General features: G+C 63.0%; 17 protein-coding genes. 6 read left to right on the top strand and 11 right to left on the bottom strand.

The genetic code is table 11. The annotated features are described in order from the left end of the window. Nucleotides 1-23 precede the first annotated feature (23 nt). Together ACFHWW_RS31605 and ACFHWW_RS31600 are read left to right on the top strand one after the other, a co-directional pair. A complete protein-coding gene (locus ACFHWW_RS31605; RefSeq protein WP_033046208.1) occupies nucleotides 24-1,319 on the top strand; it encodes a hypothetical protein in 1,296 nt (431 codons plus the stop codon). Then, entirely contained in the window at nucleotides 1,306-2,091 is a 786-nt protein-coding gene (locus ACFHWW_RS31600) for a hypothetical protein (protein ID WP_379943194.1), read from the top strand. Before ACFHWW_RS31605 ends, ACFHWW_RS31600 begins: the two co-directional genes overlap by 14 nt. 89 nt (nucleotides 2,092-2,180) lie before the next feature. On the opposite strand, the gene ACFHWW_RS31595 is transcribed toward ACFHWW_RS31600, so the two are convergent. The 5 genes from ACFHWW_RS31595 to ACFHWW_RS31575 all read right to left on the bottom strand — a co-directional run bounded on the left by ACFHWW_RS31595 (nucleotide 2,181) and on the right by ACFHWW_RS31575 (nucleotide 8,423). Continuing rightward, nucleotides 2,181-2,978: a potassium channel family protein gene (locus ACFHWW_RS31595; RefSeq protein WP_015008578.1), complete on the bottom strand. Its 798-nt coding sequence runs from the start codon at nucleotides 2,976-2,978 to the stop codon at nucleotides 2,181-2,183. Nucleotides 2,979-3,104: 126 nt separating this feature from the next. Further along, entirely contained in the window at nucleotides 3,105-3,905 is an 801-nt protein-coding gene (locus tag ACFHWW_RS31590; protein WP_379943192.1) for an inositol monophosphatase family protein, read from the bottom strand. Between the two features lie 30 nt (nucleotides 3,906-3,935). After that, entirely contained in the window at nucleotides 3,936-4,997 is a 1,062-nt protein-coding gene (locus ACFHWW_RS31585) for an ABC transporter ATP-binding protein (RefSeq protein WP_102762830.1), read from the bottom strand. After that, nucleotides 4,994-7,222, bottom strand: a complete 2,229-nt coding sequence (locus tag ACFHWW_RS31580; RefSeq protein WP_379943190.1) for an ABC transporter permease — start codon at nucleotides 7,220-7,222, stop codon at nucleotides 4,994-4,996. Before ACFHWW_RS31580 ends, ACFHWW_RS31585 begins: the two co-directional genes overlap by 4 nt. Before the next feature lie 172 nt (nucleotides 7,223-7,394). After that, a complete protein-coding gene (locus tag ACFHWW_RS31575) occupies nucleotides 7,395-8,423 on the bottom strand; it encodes an ABC transporter substrate-binding protein (protein ID WP_338283181.1) in 1,029 nt (342 codons plus the stop codon). 180 nt (nucleotides 8,424-8,603) lie between these two features. Here ACFHWW_RS31575 and ACFHWW_RS31570 point away from each other — a divergent pair, with 180 nt between their 5' ends. Further along, nucleotides 8,604-9,608 carry a substrate-binding domain-containing protein gene (locus ACFHWW_RS31570; protein WP_379943187.1) on the top strand — a complete coding sequence of 335 codons (1,005 nt, stop codon included), beginning with the start codon at nucleotides 8,604-8,606 and terminating at the stop codon, nucleotides 9,606-9,608. 637 nt (nucleotides 9,609-10,245) lie between these two features. Here ACFHWW_RS31570 and ACFHWW_RS31565 read toward each other — a convergent pair. Beyond that, a complete protein-coding gene (locus ACFHWW_RS31565) occupies nucleotides 10,246-10,938 on the bottom strand; it encodes a TetR/AcrR family transcriptional regulator (protein WP_379943185.1) in 693 nt (230 codons plus the stop codon). 134 nt (nucleotides 10,939-11,072) lie between these two features. Here ACFHWW_RS31565 and ACFHWW_RS31560 point away from each other — a divergent pair, with 134 nt between their 5' ends. Genes ACFHWW_RS31560 through ACFHWW_RS31550 form a run of 3 tightly spaced genes read left to right on the top strand, consistent with a single transcriptional unit; the run spans nucleotide 11,073 to nucleotide 14,019 of the window. After that, a complete protein-coding gene (locus tag ACFHWW_RS31560; protein WP_379943183.1) occupies nucleotides 11,073-12,095 on the top strand; it encodes an efflux RND transporter periplasmic adaptor subunit in 1,023 nt (340 codons plus the stop codon). Between the two features lie 5 nt (nucleotides 12,096-12,100). Further along, entirely contained in the window at nucleotides 12,101-13,342 is a 1,242-nt protein-coding gene (locus ACFHWW_RS31555; protein ID WP_379943181.1) for an ABC transporter permease, read from the top strand. Beyond that, nucleotides 13,339-14,019, top strand: a complete 681-nt coding sequence (locus ACFHWW_RS31550) for an ABC transporter ATP-binding protein (RefSeq protein WP_379943179.1) — start codon at nucleotides 13,339-13,341, stop codon at nucleotides 14,017-14,019. The genes ACFHWW_RS31555 and ACFHWW_RS31550 overlap by 4 nt, the downstream gene beginning before the upstream one ends. Before the next feature lie 44 nt (nucleotides 14,020-14,063). Here ACFHWW_RS31550 and rpiB read toward each other — a convergent pair whose 3' ends face one another. The 5 genes from rpiB to ACFHWW_RS31525 all read right to left on the bottom strand — a co-directional run bounded on the left by rpiB (nucleotide 14,064) and on the right by ACFHWW_RS31525 (nucleotide 18,158). After that, on the bottom strand, nucleotides 14,064-14,510 hold the full coding sequence (gene rpiB / locus ACFHWW_RS31545; RefSeq protein WP_324764186.1) for a ribose 5-phosphate isomerase B: 447 nt from the start codon (nucleotides 14,508-14,510) through the stop codon (nucleotides 14,064-14,066). A gap of 23 nt (nucleotides 14,511-14,533) precedes the next feature. Further along, nucleotides 14,534-15,811, bottom strand: a complete 1,278-nt coding sequence (locus ACFHWW_RS31540; RefSeq protein WP_379943177.1) for a TRAP transporter large permease — start codon at nucleotides 15,809-15,811, stop codon at nucleotides 14,534-14,536. A gap of 11 nt (nucleotides 15,812-15,822) precedes the next feature. Then, a complete protein-coding gene (locus ACFHWW_RS31535; protein ID WP_324764184.1) occupies nucleotides 15,823-16,290 on the bottom strand; it encodes a TRAP transporter small permease in 468 nt (155 codons plus the stop codon). A gap of 81 nt (nucleotides 16,291-16,371) precedes the next feature. Continuing rightward, on the bottom strand, nucleotides 16,372-17,364 hold the full coding sequence (locus tag ACFHWW_RS31530) for a TRAP transporter substrate-binding protein (protein WP_379943174.1): 993 nt from the start codon (nucleotides 17,362-17,364) through the stop codon (nucleotides 16,372-16,374). 23 nt (nucleotides 17,365-17,387) lie between these two features. Beyond that, complete coding sequence (locus ACFHWW_RS31525; RefSeq protein ID WP_379943172.1) at nucleotides 17,388-18,158, bottom strand: FadR/GntR family transcriptional regulator; 771 nt, start codon at nucleotides 18,156-18,158, stop codon at nucleotides 17,388-17,390. Nucleotides 18,159-18,311 lie beyond the last annotated feature (153 nt).

Here is an 18,311-nt window from a genome sequence, read left to right as displayed (position 1 = left end):
ATTCCTCTGAGGAGATGGTGCTCATGGCCCTCGGCGCATCCCAACGTTTGCATGACGGCGTTGCGGCCGTGGAAACCATGACGCGTTTTGCACTTGCGGTGCTGGCGCTTGCCTCGGGCGTCTATACCTATCTCGGCGTCCGCAGCATTCTCGACGGCTCCCCGACGTCGGTCTTTTTCGCGGCGATCATCTACTCGGCCTCGGTTTCCGTCGGCATCTACGCCTTCTGGTCCTATATGGCCCGCTTCTATCCGCATGTGACCAACCATACGGGCCGGGCCGCCATGCTGGGCGTGATGGCTCTGGGTGCGGCGATGATCATCGCCATGTCGAGCTGGCTCAATGCGGCGGCGCTGGCAGGTTCCGCCGCGCTCGAACAGCATCTTGCGGAAACGGTGGAGGATTATACCGCCGACCTAGACCAGGCGCATCAGAACGCGCTTGCGGCCCAGAGCCTGCTGCCCGATATCCAGCGCGCATCCGAACGCTTTGCCCAGCTTGCCGCTTCGGAGCGGCAATCGGGAGCGCTCACCGGCACGACGGGGTCCGGAAGTGTGGTGCAGCTTCTGTCGCAAATGTCGGCGCAGATGAAGGATCTGGAAAACGGTATCAACGCCTCCCGCGAACAGGTGACGATACTTTTCAACCAGGGACAGAAGCGGCTCGAGACGATGCGGACGCTGGTTTCCGCGCCGGGTGCGGTCGCACCACGTGCCGATCAGTTCTCCTCGGAAGTGGTGGCGCTCACAGGCGTCATAACGTCGCTCGGACAGACTTCGATCGCGCCTTCGATCCGCCGTGCCGCAGACGACCTGTCGCTCGGCTTCATCGCACCCGTGGCCGACGGCGGCGATGCCGATCTCGTCAATCGCCAGGACCGGGTGATGGAGACTGTCCGAGCCTCGGTGGCAGCGCAATCCAAGGTTCTCTCCGAAGCGGCTGACGAAATACTGGCGCGTGCGCCGGTGGCGGAGCGGCGTTTCGTTCCGCTTTCATCCGCTGAGGCGGTGCTGCGCTATGCGACCGATTTCATTCCCGCCTGGGCGGGCGCCATTTCCATCGACCTGCTGCCGGGCGTGCTGGTCTTCATTCTGGCCGCGGTTCACAGCGCCATCCGCAAGCAGGAGGAGAAGCTGCCCTTTGCCGAGCGCATCACGGCGGCCGAGCTCCTGCAGGCCTTGGAAGTGCAGCGCGCCGTGACGGCGAATGGCGGGCAACTCGGCGACATAGTCGCTCAGGCGGAAGCGGAGGAGCCGAACAACATCACCAGCCTCGACCCGAGGACGCGTGCAAAGGATCGGTCGCATGAGGATCGATGAAGCGATCAAGGCGCTGGTCCGGATCGACGACGGTGTGCTGATGCGCGGCGCCTTCTTCGCGATGCTGGCGGCCGCGGGGGTCTTCCTGCTGATCGACCTGCGCGAAATCTCCGCGATGAATGCCGGACTGCCCGGTTTCGATCCGATGCTCGAGGATCGGCCGGTCCTGCCTCCGGCATTGACCGAGGCTGCGCCCAACGGCCCGCCAGTCCAACCGGGAAGCTCCGACGAAGTGCTGCGCCAGCCGATGAGGTTCGATCTCCGATCCGGCGGCGTCCTGCTCGCCGAGGGCACGATCGACCTCGGCGCCGGTTCGCGCTTCGCCGAGGAGATCGAAGCGCGCGGCGAATATGTAAGAACCGTGGCCCTCAACTCGCCCGGTGGTTCGGTGGACGATGCGCTCGCGATGTCGAACCTGATCCGCGAGAAGAAGCTCGATACCAAGGTGGCATCGAAGGCGCTCTGCGCGTCATCCTGCCCGATCGTTTTTGCCGGGGGTGTCGCGCGTGTGGCGGAAAAGGACGCACTGATCGGCGTGCATCAGGTTTTCAGCCGCGGCGAGGAACGGCCGACACCGGCCCAAGCCATGTCTTTCGCACAATCCACCACGGCCAGAGTCGCCCGCCATCTCGATACGATGGGAGTCGGCCCAGGCGTCTGGATCAACGCTCTCGAAACACCGCCGGACCGGCTCTATTACCTGACTGAAAAGGAGATGGTTGATTTTCATCTGACCACGGAGCCGGTCGCGACAGCCAAGACGAAGGGTTAGGTGCAGCGGTTTTTCGTGCGGAGATGTGTAATATTTAAAGGCGTTTCACTTCTTCATTGAAACACTGAAAGCCTCACGTCTCGTACATCTCAGTCACCCTCATCGGGTATGTTGAGCAGATGACCGCAGGCCTTGCAGTGGACGGCGTCGGTGTCGTGCCTCTGCAAGCCGCATTGAGGGCAGGGGAAACTGACCTTGTAGGGCCTGACAACGGCCTGCGCGAGCCTTACGAACAGCGATATGCCGACGATCATCGTGATGACCGAGGTGAGCTTGCCGAGCGTGCCCGGCAGGGTGATGTCCCCGAAGCCCGTCGTGGTGATCGTAGCCACCGTGAAATAGAGTGCGTCGACGAAACCTTCGCCGCCTTCCCGGTGATAGAAGAACGTCGTGTAAACGAAGCCGGTGACGACGAAGAGGAATACGAGAAAGTTCAGGCAGGCACGGAAGACATCCTGCAGATGCGACCACCCGGCGCGGCGAAGACCTTCGAGCAGGAGCGGACTCTTGCCGATCGCCCAGATGCGCATCACCCTGAGGAAGGCGAAGTTGAACAGCAGGTCGGGGAAGAGAAGCGTGCCGAGAATGACCACATCGATCCAGGTCATCGGCCGCCGGAGGAAACGCTCGATCGAAGGCGCGGCCAACGCTCTCGCGATGAGCTCGCAACCGATCCATGCGGCGATGATGTAGTCGATGATGAGATAGGACGGACCCGCTCTCAGATAGGGGCCGAGGATAAAAAAAGCGAGAATGCTGAGGTCGATGATGGCAAGCAGCGCTTGCCAGCGCAACGCCCACGGGTCCCGCCCGCGTTCCAATCGCTGAAGCGCCAGCCTTGTCGAATTCAACTTCGAATGCGCCCGCGGCTGGTCAGTCATATCCATGGAGCTGAAATAGGGGACGCCGAATCCCGGGTCAAGGAGCATGCCTTGGCTGTTCGGGACGTGGCGAGCTCAAAGTTGCAGCCGTGCCGTTCAGGCCGCAGTCCCAATTCAGCATGGGCGCGAGTGTCAGGCGCCCGCAAGCTTCCTCAGGTCGTCGACTGCGCCGGGCGCGGCGGCAAGGACGATCGAGCCGCGGGTCAAACTCTCTCCCTCAGTGGGGAAGGGCAGGTGCCAGCCGCCCGCTTCCTGGACGAGACAGTAGCCGGCGAGACAATCCCATGCGTGCATATAGGGCTCGTAATAGCCCACCAGGCGGCCGGCGGCGACATAGGCAAGCATGAGTGCGCCGGAACCGTTGCGCATGAAGGTGCCGCCGGCCTCCAGCAGGTTTTCGACCATCTGTCCGACGAAGGCCGGCTTGACATAGTTGTTGGCGCCGAGCCCGGTCACGTGGTTGCGAATGGTGCGCGAACCATCGAGCGCGAGCGCCTTGCCGTTGAGACGCGCGCCGAGGCCGAGTGCTGCCGCGTAGAGTTCGCCGTGGCATGGTGCGGCGATGACCCCCACCACCGGTATGCCGGCATGAACGAGGGCGATGGAGACGCACCAGTTGGGCATGCCGTTGACGAAAGGGCTCGTCCCGTCAATCGGATCGACCGCCCATGTGAAGCCTGAGCGGCCGGGAACGAGACCGTATTCTTCGCCGAGCACGCCGTCGTCCGGGTAGGCCTCCGCGATCCGATCGCGGATGAGATTTTCGACTTCGCGGTCGGCGATGGAAACCAGGTCCTGCGGGTCGCGCTTCGTTTCGATGATCAGCGTTTCGCGGCGAGCGAAAAAATCGAGCGCCATTGCGGCCGCCTCGCGCCCGATGGTTTCGGCCAATGCCAGGCGGGCTTCGAGCCCGGGGACGACGTGAGAAGTCATGAGGGAATCCTTGGTTGCAAATTGCCGGGGCTAACCGTTGATGAGGGCAATGCCGCGCTCCTTGAAGGCGATTGCCACATTCGTTTGGGGCGCAAGTGCCCGCTCCACCGCCGGGTCGACCACGAAGAGCGTCCCGGCTGCCGTCTTGACCTCGTACTCCACGTGATCGCCGAGATAGGCCGTATGGGTGATCTCGCCTGAAAAACTGCCGGCTGCGGACGGCTCCAGCGTGATCGCGTTCGGGCGCACCGCAAGCTTCGCCGGTCCGGGGCGCATTCCGCGGCCGCTTACGCGATGCGTCAGCCGTTCCACACGGATCGTGGCCTCGTGACCGTCGACGTCGATCACGTCGCAGGCAACGACATTGGCTTCGCCCATGAAGTCAGCGATGAAGGCGGAGGCCGGCGTTTCGTAGAGTTCGCGCGGGGCACCCTCCTGGGCTATGCTCCCGTCCTTCATCACGATGATGCGGTCGGAGACGGCAAGGGCTTCGTCCTGATCGTGCGTGACATAGACCGCGGTGAAACCGAGCCGCTGCTGCAGTTCACGGATTTCGGTCCGGACGCGGCGCCTCAGCCTTGCATCGAGATTTGACAGCGGCTCGTCGAGGAGAAGAACCTGGGGCTCCAGCACCAGTGCACGGGCGACCGCGACGCGCTGCTGCTGCCCGCCGGAGAGCTCGGCCGGCAGGCGCTGGCCCATGCCGGGCAGGCCGACCAGGGCCAGTCCTTCCTCGGCTCTTTCGCGCGCTTCCTTGCGCTTCATGCCTGACGACTCCAGGCCGTAGGCCACGTTGTCGAGGGCGTTCATGTGTGGAAAGAGAGCATAGGACTGGAAGACCATCGAGACGTCGCGCTCGTTTGCGGGCAGCATCGTCACGTCCTTGCCGCCGATCAGGATGCGGCCGGATGTCGGATGTTCGAGGCCGGCCAGCATCCGTAGCGTCGTGGTCTTGCCGCAGCCGGAGGGTCCGAGCAAGGTGACGAGCGTGCCTGGTTCGATGGTCAGCGACAGGTCGGGAATGGCGGTGAAGGCACCGAACTTCTTGCATATGTTCCGGAAGACGACGGAACCGGGAGCCACGACGGTCATGCGGTTTTCTCCTGGGGAAGGGGAGCGGGCGCGCGGGCAACGGCCTGGACGCGGTTTTCGCGCCGAAGCCTGCGTTCGCCGACGACAAGCTGGAAGCCGGCGATGACCGATATCATCACCACGATCAGCATGGAGGAATAGGCGATCGCCACGCCGTATTCGCCGTTTTCGACCAGCCCGACGATATAGGCCGTCGCCATGTTGTACTCGGCGCTGACCAGGAAGATGACGGCGCTGATCGAAGTGATCGCGCGCACGAAGGAATAGACGAGGGCGGCCGTGATCGCCGGGCGCAAGAGCGGCAGAATGATCTTGCGGATGGTGCGGAAGCTATCGGCCCGGAGCGTCAGAGATGCCTCGTCGAGGCTTCGGTCGAGCTGGCTCATCGCCGCCACCCCGCCGCGCACGCCGACGGGCATGTTGCGGAAGACGAAACAGGCAACGAGGATCAGAGCGCTGCCGGTCATTTCGAGCGGCGGCAGGTTGAAGGCCATGATGTAGCTGATGCCGATGACAGTCCCCGGAATGGCGAAGCTCATCATCAGGGCGAACTCGAAGAGTTCGCGGCCGGCGAACCTCTGGCGCACGATCAGATAGGCGGTTAGGAGCCCGACGGCTGCCGTGAGCGGTGCCGATATCAGGGCAATCTCCATCGTCGTCCAGAAGGAGTTCCACGCAACGCCCGTCCAGGCGATGCTGCCGTCGCGGAACTCGACGGAGAATGCCTTGACGTAGTGGGTGAGCGTCAGCGAGTTGTCCAGCCCCCAGGTCTTCACGAAGCCGCCGACGAGGATCATGCCGTAAACGACGAGCGTGAAGAGCGCCCAGGGGATGACCAGGGCATGGACCGCGATTGAAACCGTGCGCGGCAGGGCGGCGTGACTGCCGCTGTCGCCCTTTCCGGTAACCGTCGCGAAGCTCTTTCCCGAAAGCCAGAAGCGCTGCGCCAAAAAGGCCGTCAGCGTGAAACACAGGAGAATGATGGCGAGCACGGCGGCGCGGGAGGGATCGTTCTGCGAGCCGACGACGGCGAAGAAAATTTCCGTCGAAAGAACGCCATGGCTGCCGCCCAGCACCAGCGGATTTCCGAAATCGGCCATGCTTTCGATGAAGCCGATGAGGAATGCATTGGCAAGCCCCGGCTTCATCAGCGGCAGCGAGATGCGCCAGAAAGTGCGCCAGCGGTCCGCCCTCAGCGTCTGCGACGCCTCCTCCATTGACGGGCTGACGCCTTCGACGACTCCGATCAGCACAAGGAAGGAGATGGGCGTAAAGGAAAGGACCTGCGCAATCCAGATGCCGGTGAGGCCATAGAGCCAGCGGCCGGGCTCGACGCCGATCAGCGTGGACAGGGCTTCGGTGATGACGCCGGAACGACCGAAGAGCAGGGTAAGCGCGAGGCCGACCACGAAGGGCGGCGTGATGATCGGCAGCACCGTCAACAGCCGGAGGCTCCGTTTGTAACGGAAGCCGGTACGGGTCGCGACGAGGGCGAAGGCAAGGCCGAGGATGGTCGAGCCGCCCGCGGTCATCACCGCCAGCCAGAAAGTCCGCCAGGCGATCCCGCAGCGCCCGCCGCCGACCACGCAGTCGAGACTCCAGATCGACGGATCCACGATATTGCGGGTGAAGCCTTCCGGATTGAAGGAGCCGTCGAAATCCTGGAAGGCGCCGACCAGCATGCTCCCGACAGGATAGAAGACGAAGACGGCGACGAGAAAGACAAGCATCGAGATGGCCGAGACGACGAAGGCGTCGCCCTTCATCACGCCGCGTTCGGCCAGCCCGAAGGCGAAAAGGAGGACGAAGACGAGCGCCGCGAGCACCGCCCCCGCGCCCATCGAGGGCTGGCCGTCCGCAAGCGCGCCGAACAGCGCTTCGCTGATCGTCCAGTTCCAGCCGGAAAAGCCGATGGCGAGGCCCTGAAGGGCCAGAACGGCGATGCCACCTGCGCCAGTCCAGGCAAGGAAGCTTCCTCGCCGCGCGGGATCGCCGATGAGGCGAGCAGCGGCGGCGACCATCATGGCCAGCGCCGGAAGTATCAGCCACCATTTACCGAAGGAAGCGATCTGAAGGAGACCCGGCGCTGCGGCCGGTTCTTCCGGAAAGGCGGAAAGCCAGCCGAAGCCGAAGAAACCGCCGTCGATCCTGTACCAGGGAAGGAGGACGAAGGCGGCAAGCCCGAGAGCCAGCGCGATATCCAGTCTGCGGTTGTGGGTTTTCATGGATGGGCTGTCCGTGCCGCCGTGTCACGATGAGTTGTTCCGAATACAAGCGAGATCGCTGCCGTTAGAAAAGAACGCGATGCGAGCGGAACAGCTCATCTGGCCGAGATTGCCGGAGTCGAGCCGACGGTTTCCCGACGGCTCGACTCCGTTTGAAAGGCGCGTTGCGCGATCAGTTCGCGGCTGCGCCGATCTCCCGGTCCCAGCGCTCCAGGAGCTCTTTGCGTTTGGCCGGATCGCCGTAGGTCTTGAAGTCGTAATCGATCAGCTTGATGTCCTCGAACTTAGGTGCCTCTTCCGGCACCTTGGCCGTCTTGTTGGAAGGAAGCTGGAACGATTTCGCCTCCTTCATACTGGACTGCACGTCGGCGGAGAGCGCCCAGTCATACCACTTTTTGGCGCTCTCGAGGTTCTTTGCACCCTTGATGATCGACATCGAGCCGATTTCGTAGCCGGTGCCTTCGCAGGGCGCCACGGACTTCACAGGGAAGCCTTCCACCGTCTGCGCCACCGCATCGTGCATGAACACGATGCCGATTGCCGTTTCCCCCCGCGCCGCGGCCTTCACCGGTGCGGACCCGGACTTCGTGTATTGCGACACGTTTGCGTTCAGCTTCTTCAGATAGTCGAAAGCCTCGTCCTCGCCCATGATCTGAACGAGCGTTGCGAGCGCGGTATAGGCGGTGCCGGAAGAATTGGGATTGGCAATCTGGACTTCACCCTTGAAGGACGGATCGAGCAGATCCGCCCAGCACTTCGGCTCCTTCAGGTTCTTCTGCTTGAAGATCTCTGTGTTGTAGCCCCAGCCGAGTGCGCCGGCATAGACGCCGACCGTGCGGTAGCCGGCACTCTCGGCCTGCTTGACGGCCCATTCGTGCAATTCGCCGAGCATCGGCGACTTGTATTCGAGCGTCAGTCCCTCCGAGGCGGCCTGCAGATGCGGGTCGCCGGTGCCCGCCCACCAGATGTCTGTCTTGGGGTTGCGCGCCTCGGCCCGGATCTTCGCGTAGGTTTCGCCGGAAGACAGGCGAACCATGTTGACGGAGATGCCGGTCTTCTTTTCGAAGGCGCCCTTCATCTGCTCGCAGATCACCACGTCGGCCGAGCAGATCAGATTGAGATTTCCGTCGGCCTGCGCGGAAAAGGCAAAGAACGTCGCACCCGCGGCGAGCGCTGCCGCGGCCAGTTTAACCAAACCCATCGGTTTCCTCCCAGATTGTGCCGGCGCCTCCGTGCCGGACGCTTTTTGCAAGCGCGTGCAAATGCTGCACGAGGATACAGGGAGTGTCAATAAATTTGTTCGATATTGCGCAATATGACGGCGTTGCACGCAATTGCAAAATAGTGCAATTCTGCGTGCGAGATCGAGGAGAGGTCGTGAATGCCGCCGAAGCCGTTTGTCAGCGCCCAGGAAGTCGCAGAGCGGGCGGGCGTCTCACGCTCAGCCGTCTCCCGTACCTTTACGCCCGGCGCCAGCGTCTCGCCCGAAACCCGGCGAAGGGTTGTGGAGGCGGCGGAAGCGCTCGGCTATCACGTCAACCATCTCGCGCGCGGACTGATGCGCAACGAGAGTGGCATCGTCTGCCTTATCGTATCCGAGATGAGCACGCCCTACCGCGCCAACCTCATCCGGGCGATGACGCAGCAATTGCAGAACGCCGGCAAGGTCGCCATGCTGATCAACACGGACCGCTCGGACGGCAGTGTGGATCTCGCGTTGCGGCAGGCAATCCGGTACCGTGCAGATGCATCGATCATCCTGTCCGGAATGCCCGACCGGTCGATTACCCAGCTCTGCCTCAAGAACGGCCAGCGCCTCGTCCTCATCAACCGCGACGACGACCAGCAGGGCCCTCTTCGTATCAATCTCGATGACGCGGAGGCGGCGGGGCGGGTCGTCACCGCTTTCGTGCGCGCCGGTTGCCGGCGTCTTGCCTTCGCGAATTCGCAAGCCGGCACCCCGAGCCTGATGGCGCGCGAGCACGGTTTCGTGGCGGCGGCAAAAGCAGCGGGCCTCCCGGTTCTGGTCGAGCGTCACGGGCCGACAAATTACGAAAGCGGCCGCGTTCTGGCGCAGCGGCTGCTGACACTCGGCGAGCGGCCCGATGCGGTCTTCTGTGCCACGGATCTCCTTGCCTGCGGCTTCCTGGATGCCGCGCGCCACCAGTTCCGTGTCTCCATTCCCGATCAGCTCTGTGTCGCGGGTTTCGACGACATCGAACAGGCCGCCTGGTCCTCCTATGACCTGACCACTTTCGCGCAACCCGTGGACAGGATAGCCCGGGAGGCGGTTGCTTGGCTCGTCAACGAGAGGCAGGAGCCGGTCGACCAATCGGTCCGCTTCCGGCCTGACCTCATTTGGCGCTCATCCGTTCGGGGAGGGTAGCTCCGGTTCGACTCTGCACAGATGGTATTCGCGAGCCGATTTAATGCGAATACCCCCAATTTGTTACTGGTTATAGTAATTCGTTTGTGTAGTATCCCACTTGCACCGACACATCTTCTTGCATCGCTATGGCTTGTAATGGGCTGTGCTGGAGACCGTATTGCCGTGTCCGTGCTCTCTTATTGAGCTGGTGGGAAATGAATGGGGCCCTGGCCGATAACGGTCAGGGCCTTTCGCTCGGGTAAGCCCTGATTCCGCCAGGACGTCGAGCTTCGAACCCATCCGGATTGCCGGCGTGCTGTGCCCCAGCCCCCGGCGAGGCCAGTCGCTGAAGCGCCAGGCCTCTGACCGTCTTCCCCCGTCCGAGACGGCTGACGAAGGACTAGCACGCATAATGCTTCGGCTCCACTGACCCATCAGGGCTATCGCCGGTGAATATCGGGGATATCCGGAGCACTTCCAGGAAAAGTGCGCAGCGGTTTTCCGTCCGGAAGTGCGAAGCTTAAAGGGGTTAGCGCACTTCCAGGAAAAGTGCGCAGCGGTTTTCCGTCCGGAAGTGCGAAGCTTAAAGGGGTTAGCGCACTTCCAGGAAAAGTGCGCAGCGGTTTTCCGTCCGGAAGTATGCGGCTTCGAGGAGCTAGACGGAAGCTTCCAGAAATGCGCGCGAAAAGCCCGGTTCCGTTACTTCGATCGTCCCTTCGGGGATCTTCAGCAGCCGTTCGACAGCCATCCCGTAGGTGCGCATCCAGCCATCCAGCGTCCGCGCCGCGCCGTCCAGGTCGCCGGCTTCGGTCTGCTGCAGGGCCTGATGCATCGTTTTGGCGACGCCAAGCCGCAAATACAACAGCATCGGCGCGAGGGCTTCAGGATCGGGTGCGTCGAGGCTCCCCTCCTTGTGACCGCGCCTCAGAAGTTCGGTTAGAAAGGGCAGTGTCACAGCGCTGACCGCTACGTCGATGCGATGATAGAGGACGACGTTCTCCGGCTTGAAAAGTGCGTTGAATGTATTCTTCAATTGCGGCGCCATGTCCACTTTCAGCCGGCGCGAACCCGCGAAAAGGGCATTCAGCTGGCCGACCGCGTCGAGGGAGGGATCCTCGAATACTGTTTGCAGTTCCTTCAGGCTTTGGCGGGCCATGCGCGCGGCGACCGCCTCCAGCAGTGCCTCCTTCGAAACGAAGTAGTGATAGAACGCCCCCTTGGAAACATTCGCTTCCCGGATCACGTCGTTAACGGTCGTGTTTTCGTATCCCTGCTCGAAGAACAGGCGTTCAGCGCAGCCGATGATCTCATTCGTTCTGACGTCAGGCGATTTCTTGATTCGTGGCATAGACCTGTCCTGAACCGGAGAACTACGTTCTACACGTGTTGCTAGGATGCGCGAAGTCCTGTGTGCGATTATAGACCGACGGTCGGTCTAATGCTATCCTGACAGTCTGTGCGGGTGAGTTTCAGGAGTGGTTCGTGCGGCTTATGCGGCAGATGAGGCGCTACGCGGCAGGTATTGCGATAGCCGCCGCAGTCGGTGCCGTTGCCTTCTGGTATGCGACCCGGGCGGTGCCCGTTTCGGTCGTGACGCCGAAGCGCGGTGATGCGGCGGAGATCGTGTATGCCAGCGGCGTCGTGGAGCCGCGCGTTTGGGCAAAGGTCACTTCGACAGTGCGCGAGCGGATCGTCGAGCAGTGCAACTGCGAGGGCGAACGAGTGGAAAAGGGTGCCGCGCTCGCGCGCCTGGACGATACGGAGGCGCGGGCGATTCTGAGCGAGCTGCAGGCGCGCCTGTCGCTTGCGCAGGAAGAATACCGCCGCAAGCTCGCCTTGGCCGAAAGAAATACGATAAGCGAGCAGACTGTGGACAGGGCCCGCACCGACGTCGCTCAATTGGAGGCATTGATCGCGGGGCAGGAGGCGCGCCTTGCGGCCTATGTGCTGCGCGCGCCCAGCGACGGGCGGGTGCTTCGGCAGGATGGAGAGATCGGCGAGGTGGCCGAGCCGGGGACCGTTCTCTTCTGGGTCGGAGAGCCGCGACCGCTGATCGTGGAGGCGGAGGTGAACGAAGAGGACATTCCGCGGGTCGAAGTGGGCCAGAATGCCTACCTTCGGTCGGATGCGTTTCCAGAGCGCGCGCTCGAGGCGGTTGTCGACAGCATCACGCCGAAGGGCGATCCCGTCACGAAAACTTACCGTGTTCGCCTTCGGCTGCCGGAGGACACGCCGCTCAGAATCGGCATGTCCACAGACGTAAACATCGTGGTTCGCGTGTCGCGCAACGCCTTGGTCATCCCCGCGGCAGCGGTCAGCGGGACTAGAGTCGCGGTGGTTGAAGGCGGGACGGCGAAACTGCGCGAAATCAAGACCGGCATCCGCGGCACGAACGGCGTAGAGATCCTTTCCGGCCTGGAGGAAACCGCACACATAATCTCGCCCTTGCCCCCCGACTTAACCGAGGGGACTCGGGTGGATGTGGTTGAAACAACAACGAATTGAACGCCATGCGCCTGATCCTCGATATCGCCTTGACGCACGTCGCCGGCCGCGGCCGCCAGACCCTCGTCGCGGTCGTCGGTGTCGCCGTTGGCGTCGGCTTCTCGATCGCCATGGCGGCGCTGATGCAGGGCGGGCAGGACGATTTCGTTCGCCAGCTCGTCGACACGATGCCGCATGTCGATGTGACCGATGAGCAGCGCTCGGCGCGGCGGCAGCCGGCGGAAGACCTCTTCGAAGCCGTCGCCATATCCGGGCTGAGGCCGCGGGACGACCGGCGCGGCATCATCAATCCGACCAAGGCGGTCTCCTGGCTGGAAGAATGGATGCCCGGCAGGCTTGCCGCGGTTCTGAACGTTCAGGGCGTGATCCGCTACTCGGGCCGCGAAGTCGGCGCCGTGGTGATCGGGATCGAGCCGGAGAAGGAGGTGAAGGTCTCGCCCATCGTAGAGGATTTCGAGTCCGGCAGCTTCGGCGCGCTTGCGGCCGGCGGCAACAACGTCGTGATAGGCGATACCATGGCCTCTAGGCTGGGTGCCGGGCTCGGCGATACAATTACCGCCGTGTCTTCGGAAGGCCTTGCCCGCAACTTCAAGATCGTCGGCCTGTTTCATACCGGCACCACGGCGCGTGACGAAGGCGAAGCCTATGTGCTGCTGAAGAACGCCCAGATCCTGTCCAACAGGCCGAATGCAATCAACGAGATCCGGATCAAGCTCGACGACCCGAACGCCGCGCCCACCGTGGCGCGTCGCGTGGAGGCCGAACTCGGCTACAAGGCGGTCGCGTGGCAGGAGGCGAACGAGTCCATTCTCGAAGCGCTCGTCGTACGCAACGTCATCATGTACACGGTCGTCGCCGCGATCATGCTGGTAGCGGGTTTCGGCATCTTCAACATCGTTTCCACCATCACGCACGAGAAGGCGCGCGACATCGCGATCATGAAGTCGCTGGGCTTTTCGCAAGCCGACATGCGCCGTCTGTTCGTGATCGAGGGGCTGGCGATCGGCATAGCGGGTTCCCTTCTCGGCTGGGCGCTCGGTTTTGCTGTCACCTACGCCCTTTCCCGGGTGCGGTTCGAAATTGCCGCGACCGGCCAGGAAATGACCAGGCTACCGATCGCGTGGAGCATTCTTCACTATGCCGTAGCGACAGCCTTCGCCCTGTCCTCGGCAGCGGTCGCCGGTTATCTGCCTGCCCGCCGGGCAGCACGCGTCAATCCGGTGGACATCATAAGGGGTGCGACATGAGCCCGCTGATCGAGGCTCGCGGCCTCACGCGTATATTGCATGAGACGGTTCCGGTAACGCTGGTGAAGGACATCGACCTCATCATCGACGAGGGCGAGTTCGTGGCCGTTACCGGCCCCTCGGGATCGGGAAAGTCGTCGCTGCTCTATCTGCTGGGGCTGCTCGACCAGCCGACGCAAGGCATGCTCCGCGTCCGCGGTCGCGATACGGAGCCCATGAGTGAGAAGGAGCGGGCGGAGACCCGCCTCGCCACAATGGGGTTCGTCTTCCAGTTCCATTTCCTCCTGCCGGAATTTACCGCGCGTGAGAACGTCGAAATCCCGATGCGCAAGCTTGCCCGCCTCGGCCGCGACGCGATGCGGACCCGGGCGACCGAATTGCTGTCCTCGCTCGGCCTCGCCGCTCATCTCGACAAGCGGCCGGATCAGCTCTCGGGCGGCCAGCGCCAGCGCGTGGCGGTCGCACGGGCGCTTGCCAACGATCCGCCGCTGATCCTGGCCGACGAGCCGACCGGAAGCCTCGACAGCAGGAGTTCGGAGCAGGTATTCGCAATTCTCGACGGACTTGTCCGCGAGCGCGGCAAGACGGTCGTCGCCGTGACGCACGACCTGGGCATGGCTGCCCGCATGGATCGTCGCATCCACCTCGTGGATGGCGAGGTCAGCAAGGAAGAATAGATGCGGGAGTTTCGCCGAACGGCGCGGAGCCGGCCGGCGGATGCTCAGCGCTGTTCGTCCATTTCGGCGAGCTTGCGGACCCGGCGCCGGAAATCCTCATCGGTGGAGAATTCGGCGGCGAGGTAGGCTGCAACAAGATCCCTTGCCAACCATGCGCCGACGATCTGGGCGCCGATGCACATAACGTTGACGTCGTCATGCTCCACCGATTGATGGGCGGAATGCACGTCATGGCAGACCGCGGCGCGGATGCCCTTCACCTTGTTGGCCGCGATCGAGGCGCCGACGCCGGTGCCGCAGACCATTAGCCCGCGATCCGCCTTGCCCGCGATGATCGAGGAAGTGACCGTCTTTGCGATGTCGGGGAAGTCTACCGGGTTCGCATCGTACGAGCCTGCGTCATGCACCTCGTGGCCGAGCGAGGTGACGTGGTCGATGATCGTGGCCTTGAGGTGAAAGCCAGCATGGTCGGAACCGATGACGATACGCATATTGGTGTCTCCTGGAGAAAAGATTACTGGGCGATCAGGCGGGGCAGCCACAGCGTGAAGTCCTTCGCTAAAGTGAGGATGACAAGCGTGGAAACCAGCGGAATGTAAAAGGGCACAAGCGCTCGCAGGAGCTGCCGGATGGACACCTTGGCGATGTCCGACACGAGGAACAGCGACAAACCCATCGGCGGCGTCAGCAGTCCGAGCATCAGGTTGAAGATCGTCACGATGCCGAGTTGAACGGGGTCGACACCGGCCATCACGAGCGGCGGGGCGATGATGGGAACGAGAAGCAGCGTTGCGGTCGTCGAGTCGAGGAACATGCCGGCGACGAAGAAGATCAGGTTTGCGATGATCAGCAGCATCAGCGGGTCCTTCGACCAGCCGAGCAGCGTCGCCGCAAAGGTCTGAGGCACCTGCTCGACCGCCAGAATCCAGCCGAAAAGCGCGGCCGAGGCGACGATGATGAGGATCGCGCTGGAGCTGCGGGCCGTCAGAACCGCCGAATGCCACAGATGCGCCAGCGTCAGTTCACGGTACAGGACGCCGCTGATGAAGATGACATAGACGGCCGTTATCGCGGCCGCCTCGGTCGGTGTGAAGGCGCCGGCCGTCATGCCGCCGACCATGAGCGCCGGAGCAAGAATGGCCGGTAGCGCCGGCACCAGCGTGCCGACCAGCTCGCCTGCCGTCGGCCAGCGCTCCGCGCGCGCATGGCCATGTCGGATGGCGACGATCAGCACCGTGAGCATCAGCAGGGCGGTACACAGCACGGCGGGCATGATGCCCGCTACGAGGAGTTGGACGATCGAGACGCTCGTGACCGAGCCGTAGACGATGAGCGGGATGGAAGGCGGGAAAATCGGCCCGAGCGTCGCGGAAGCGGCAGTTACCGCGCCGGCGAAGGATGGATCGAAGCCGCGCTTCTTCATGGCGTCGATCTCGATGCGCCCCAGGCCTCCGATGTCGGCCAGCGCCGCCCCGGACATTCCGGAAAAGATCAGGCTTCCGAAGACGTTGACCTGCGCCAGGCCACCCGGCATCCGCCCGACGAGCGTATAGGCGAAGCGGAAGATGCGATCGGTAATGCCGGAGAGGTTCATGAGGTTGCCGACGAAGATGAAGAGAGGCACGGCCACCAGCGGAAACGAATCCAGCGCGTAGGTGATCCGCTGGGCAAGCAGCCCGAACGGCAAGCCCTCGACAAGTACGTAGAGAATTGACGGCAGCAGGATGGCGTAGACCACCGGGAAGCCAAGCATGAACAGACCGAGGAAGGCCGCAACGACCAGAAAACCCATGAACCAACCTTTCAGACTGCGACGTTCTTATCCGCCTGCGGCGGCTTGCGCAGATGCAGAAGATGGACGAGCGCCGCACCCGCGAAACCGAAGAGCGTGGCACCCAGAAATATCCAGAACGGGATGCCGAGGGTCGGCGTGGCGTTGGTCAGGTTCCGGGTGATGTTCATGGCCGTGACCCAGCCGATGAACCCCGTTACGCCGATCGCACAGGCCGAGATCGCGACATTCACGATCGCGCGCGCCCTCCTCGACATTGCCGCCTTGAACTCGCCCATGACGATATTTTCGCCGTGCCCGACCACGAGTGGATAGGCGAGGAACACCAGGCAGATGAGCAGGAAGCGGGTCAGTTCCTCCGCACCGATGAAAGGCAGGCCGAAGACGCTGCGCATGACGACCTGAGCCGTCGGAACGATGACCAGCCCCGCCATCACGGCAACCACGACAATCGTCAGGACACGTTCGGGCAGACGCATCTTCTCCCCTCCCATTCTGGCTGAAAAAATACAGGCGCTGCTGGGACAAGGGACAGTGGCTTGCCCCTGCAGCTGTTCGGTTTACTTCACCGCTTCGATCTGCTCGATGAGCGGTGCGAAATTCGGGAAGTCCTGCCGGATCTGGGCGCTGACCTTGTCACGGAATGCCGCGACGTCGAGCCCTTCGGCCTCTGTGATGACGGTCATGCCGCGGCCCTTGAGTTCCTTCACCAGATCGGCCTCGGATTCGGTCGCCATCTTCAGCGATTTCTGAGCCTCCTCGTCGAGGACTTTCGTCAGAGCCGTCCGCTGCTCTTCGCTCAATCCCTGCCAGACGTCCTCATTGATGAAGACGGCGAGCACGGCGCGCATGTGACCCGTCATCGACAGATGCGATTGCACCTCGTTGAGATTGTTGGAGGCGATCATGGTGAGCGGATTTTCCTGGCCGACGACCACGCCCGTCATCAGCGCTGTCGGGAGTTCGGCAACCTCGACCGGGGTGGGAATGGCGCCGAAGCCCTTGACCATGGAAACCCATAGCTCCAGCGGGACCGCTCGGAAAGGCTTGCCGGCAAGGTCCGCCGGCGTCTTTACCGGGAAGTTGGAGGAGATGTGGCGGTCGCCGCGATAGATGCGCCCGATGATCCGCACGCCCTGTGCGATGAGCTTTTCGTTGATCGCCTGGAGAGCCGGTGAGGACTGCGGGTCCGTCGCAGCGAGCGCATGGGCGCCGTCGCGGTAGATGAAAGGCGCGTTGAAGACGGCGACCTCAGGCACCAGTCGTGCGAGGGAAGCGAAATCATGATGGCCCATGGAGATGGAACCCATGCGCACGCCATCCACCATTTCCGCGACCCCGCCGAGCTGGCTGGCGGGATAGACTGTGACGGTGATTTCGCCGCCGGTCGCGGCCGCAATGCCCTCCGCCGCCTGTGCCGCATAGACCGTCTGGATGTCCCCTTCTGCGCCGACATGCGCATAGCGCAGTTCGGTTGCGGAAGCGGCTCCGGCAAACAATGCGGCTCCCAGCACGGCGCCGGCCATCCGGCCATGTTTCAGAAAATTCAGCATGCTCTCCTCCTCCCTGGATAAAACTAGCTGTCTGCTTCTTTTTCCTCTTCTTGCGGCGCGCCCTTCCTGGTGAAGGCAGCTATGTAGCTTTTGCGCCGAAGCTCGTCGCCGATGGCGAAATGTTCGCGCAGCATCCTGTCGGCCTTGTCCGGATCGCGCGCGAGAATGGACAGAAAGACGTCCCGATGGGCCTCCACGAGATAGTCGGTGATGCCGGGCGCGTCGCTCGTCTCGGCGCGCCGCTGGACATGGCTGCGCTTCAGAAGGTCGGATATCGAGCGGTAAACCGTGACGAGCGCGGGACTGCGGCTGGCCTCGACGATCGCCATGTGAAAGGCGAAGTCCGCAGCGCCCCCGTCTTCGGCGTCGTGAAGCGTGTCCATCAGCCGTGTCAGCAGGCCGCCGATGCGTGAGAGGTCGCTATCCGTCGCGCGGATGCAGGCAAGACGGATAGCCTGGCATTCGATCGCGACACGAGCCTGCATGATGTCGTCGAGCATATCGGGCTGCTGGGCGAGGCAGAACGTCAGGAAATCACCGAAGACGCCCACGTCGGCCTTGCGCACGAAGGCGCCCTTGCCATGGCGGATATCGAGGAAGCCCAGATTGGCGAGCGACCGCAAAGCCTCCCTCAGCACCGGCCGCGATACGCCGAGAGCGAGGCAAAGCTCCCTCTCGCCCAACAGCCTGTCGCCCACCTTGAGCGCACCGGACAACAGCTGCTCCCGGAAGAAGGAGAGCACCTTTTCCGTTCCCGCAAGTTCGTCGGCGCCTTCGGATAGCACAGGGTTCATTGAAATGGTCCCAACTGGTAATACCAGGAAGCACCACATGCGTCTGCCGGTCAAGCCGCGCTGCTTGAATTCTCGGAAATTTGTTGAGAATGGCCCGCCCGCCCGCCCGCCCGCCCGCCCGGCTAGGCCGCGAGTCGCAAGAACCTCAGATGC

Source organism: Sinorhizobium sp. P24N7 (assembly GCF_042436655.1).
Lineage (GTDB): Bacteria > Pseudomonadota > Alphaproteobacteria > Rhizobiales > Rhizobiaceae > Sinorhizobium > Sinorhizobium meliloti_A.
The sequence above is the reverse complement of the archived record's forward strand: the minus strand, read 5'-3'. Positions and strand labels throughout refer to the sequence as shown.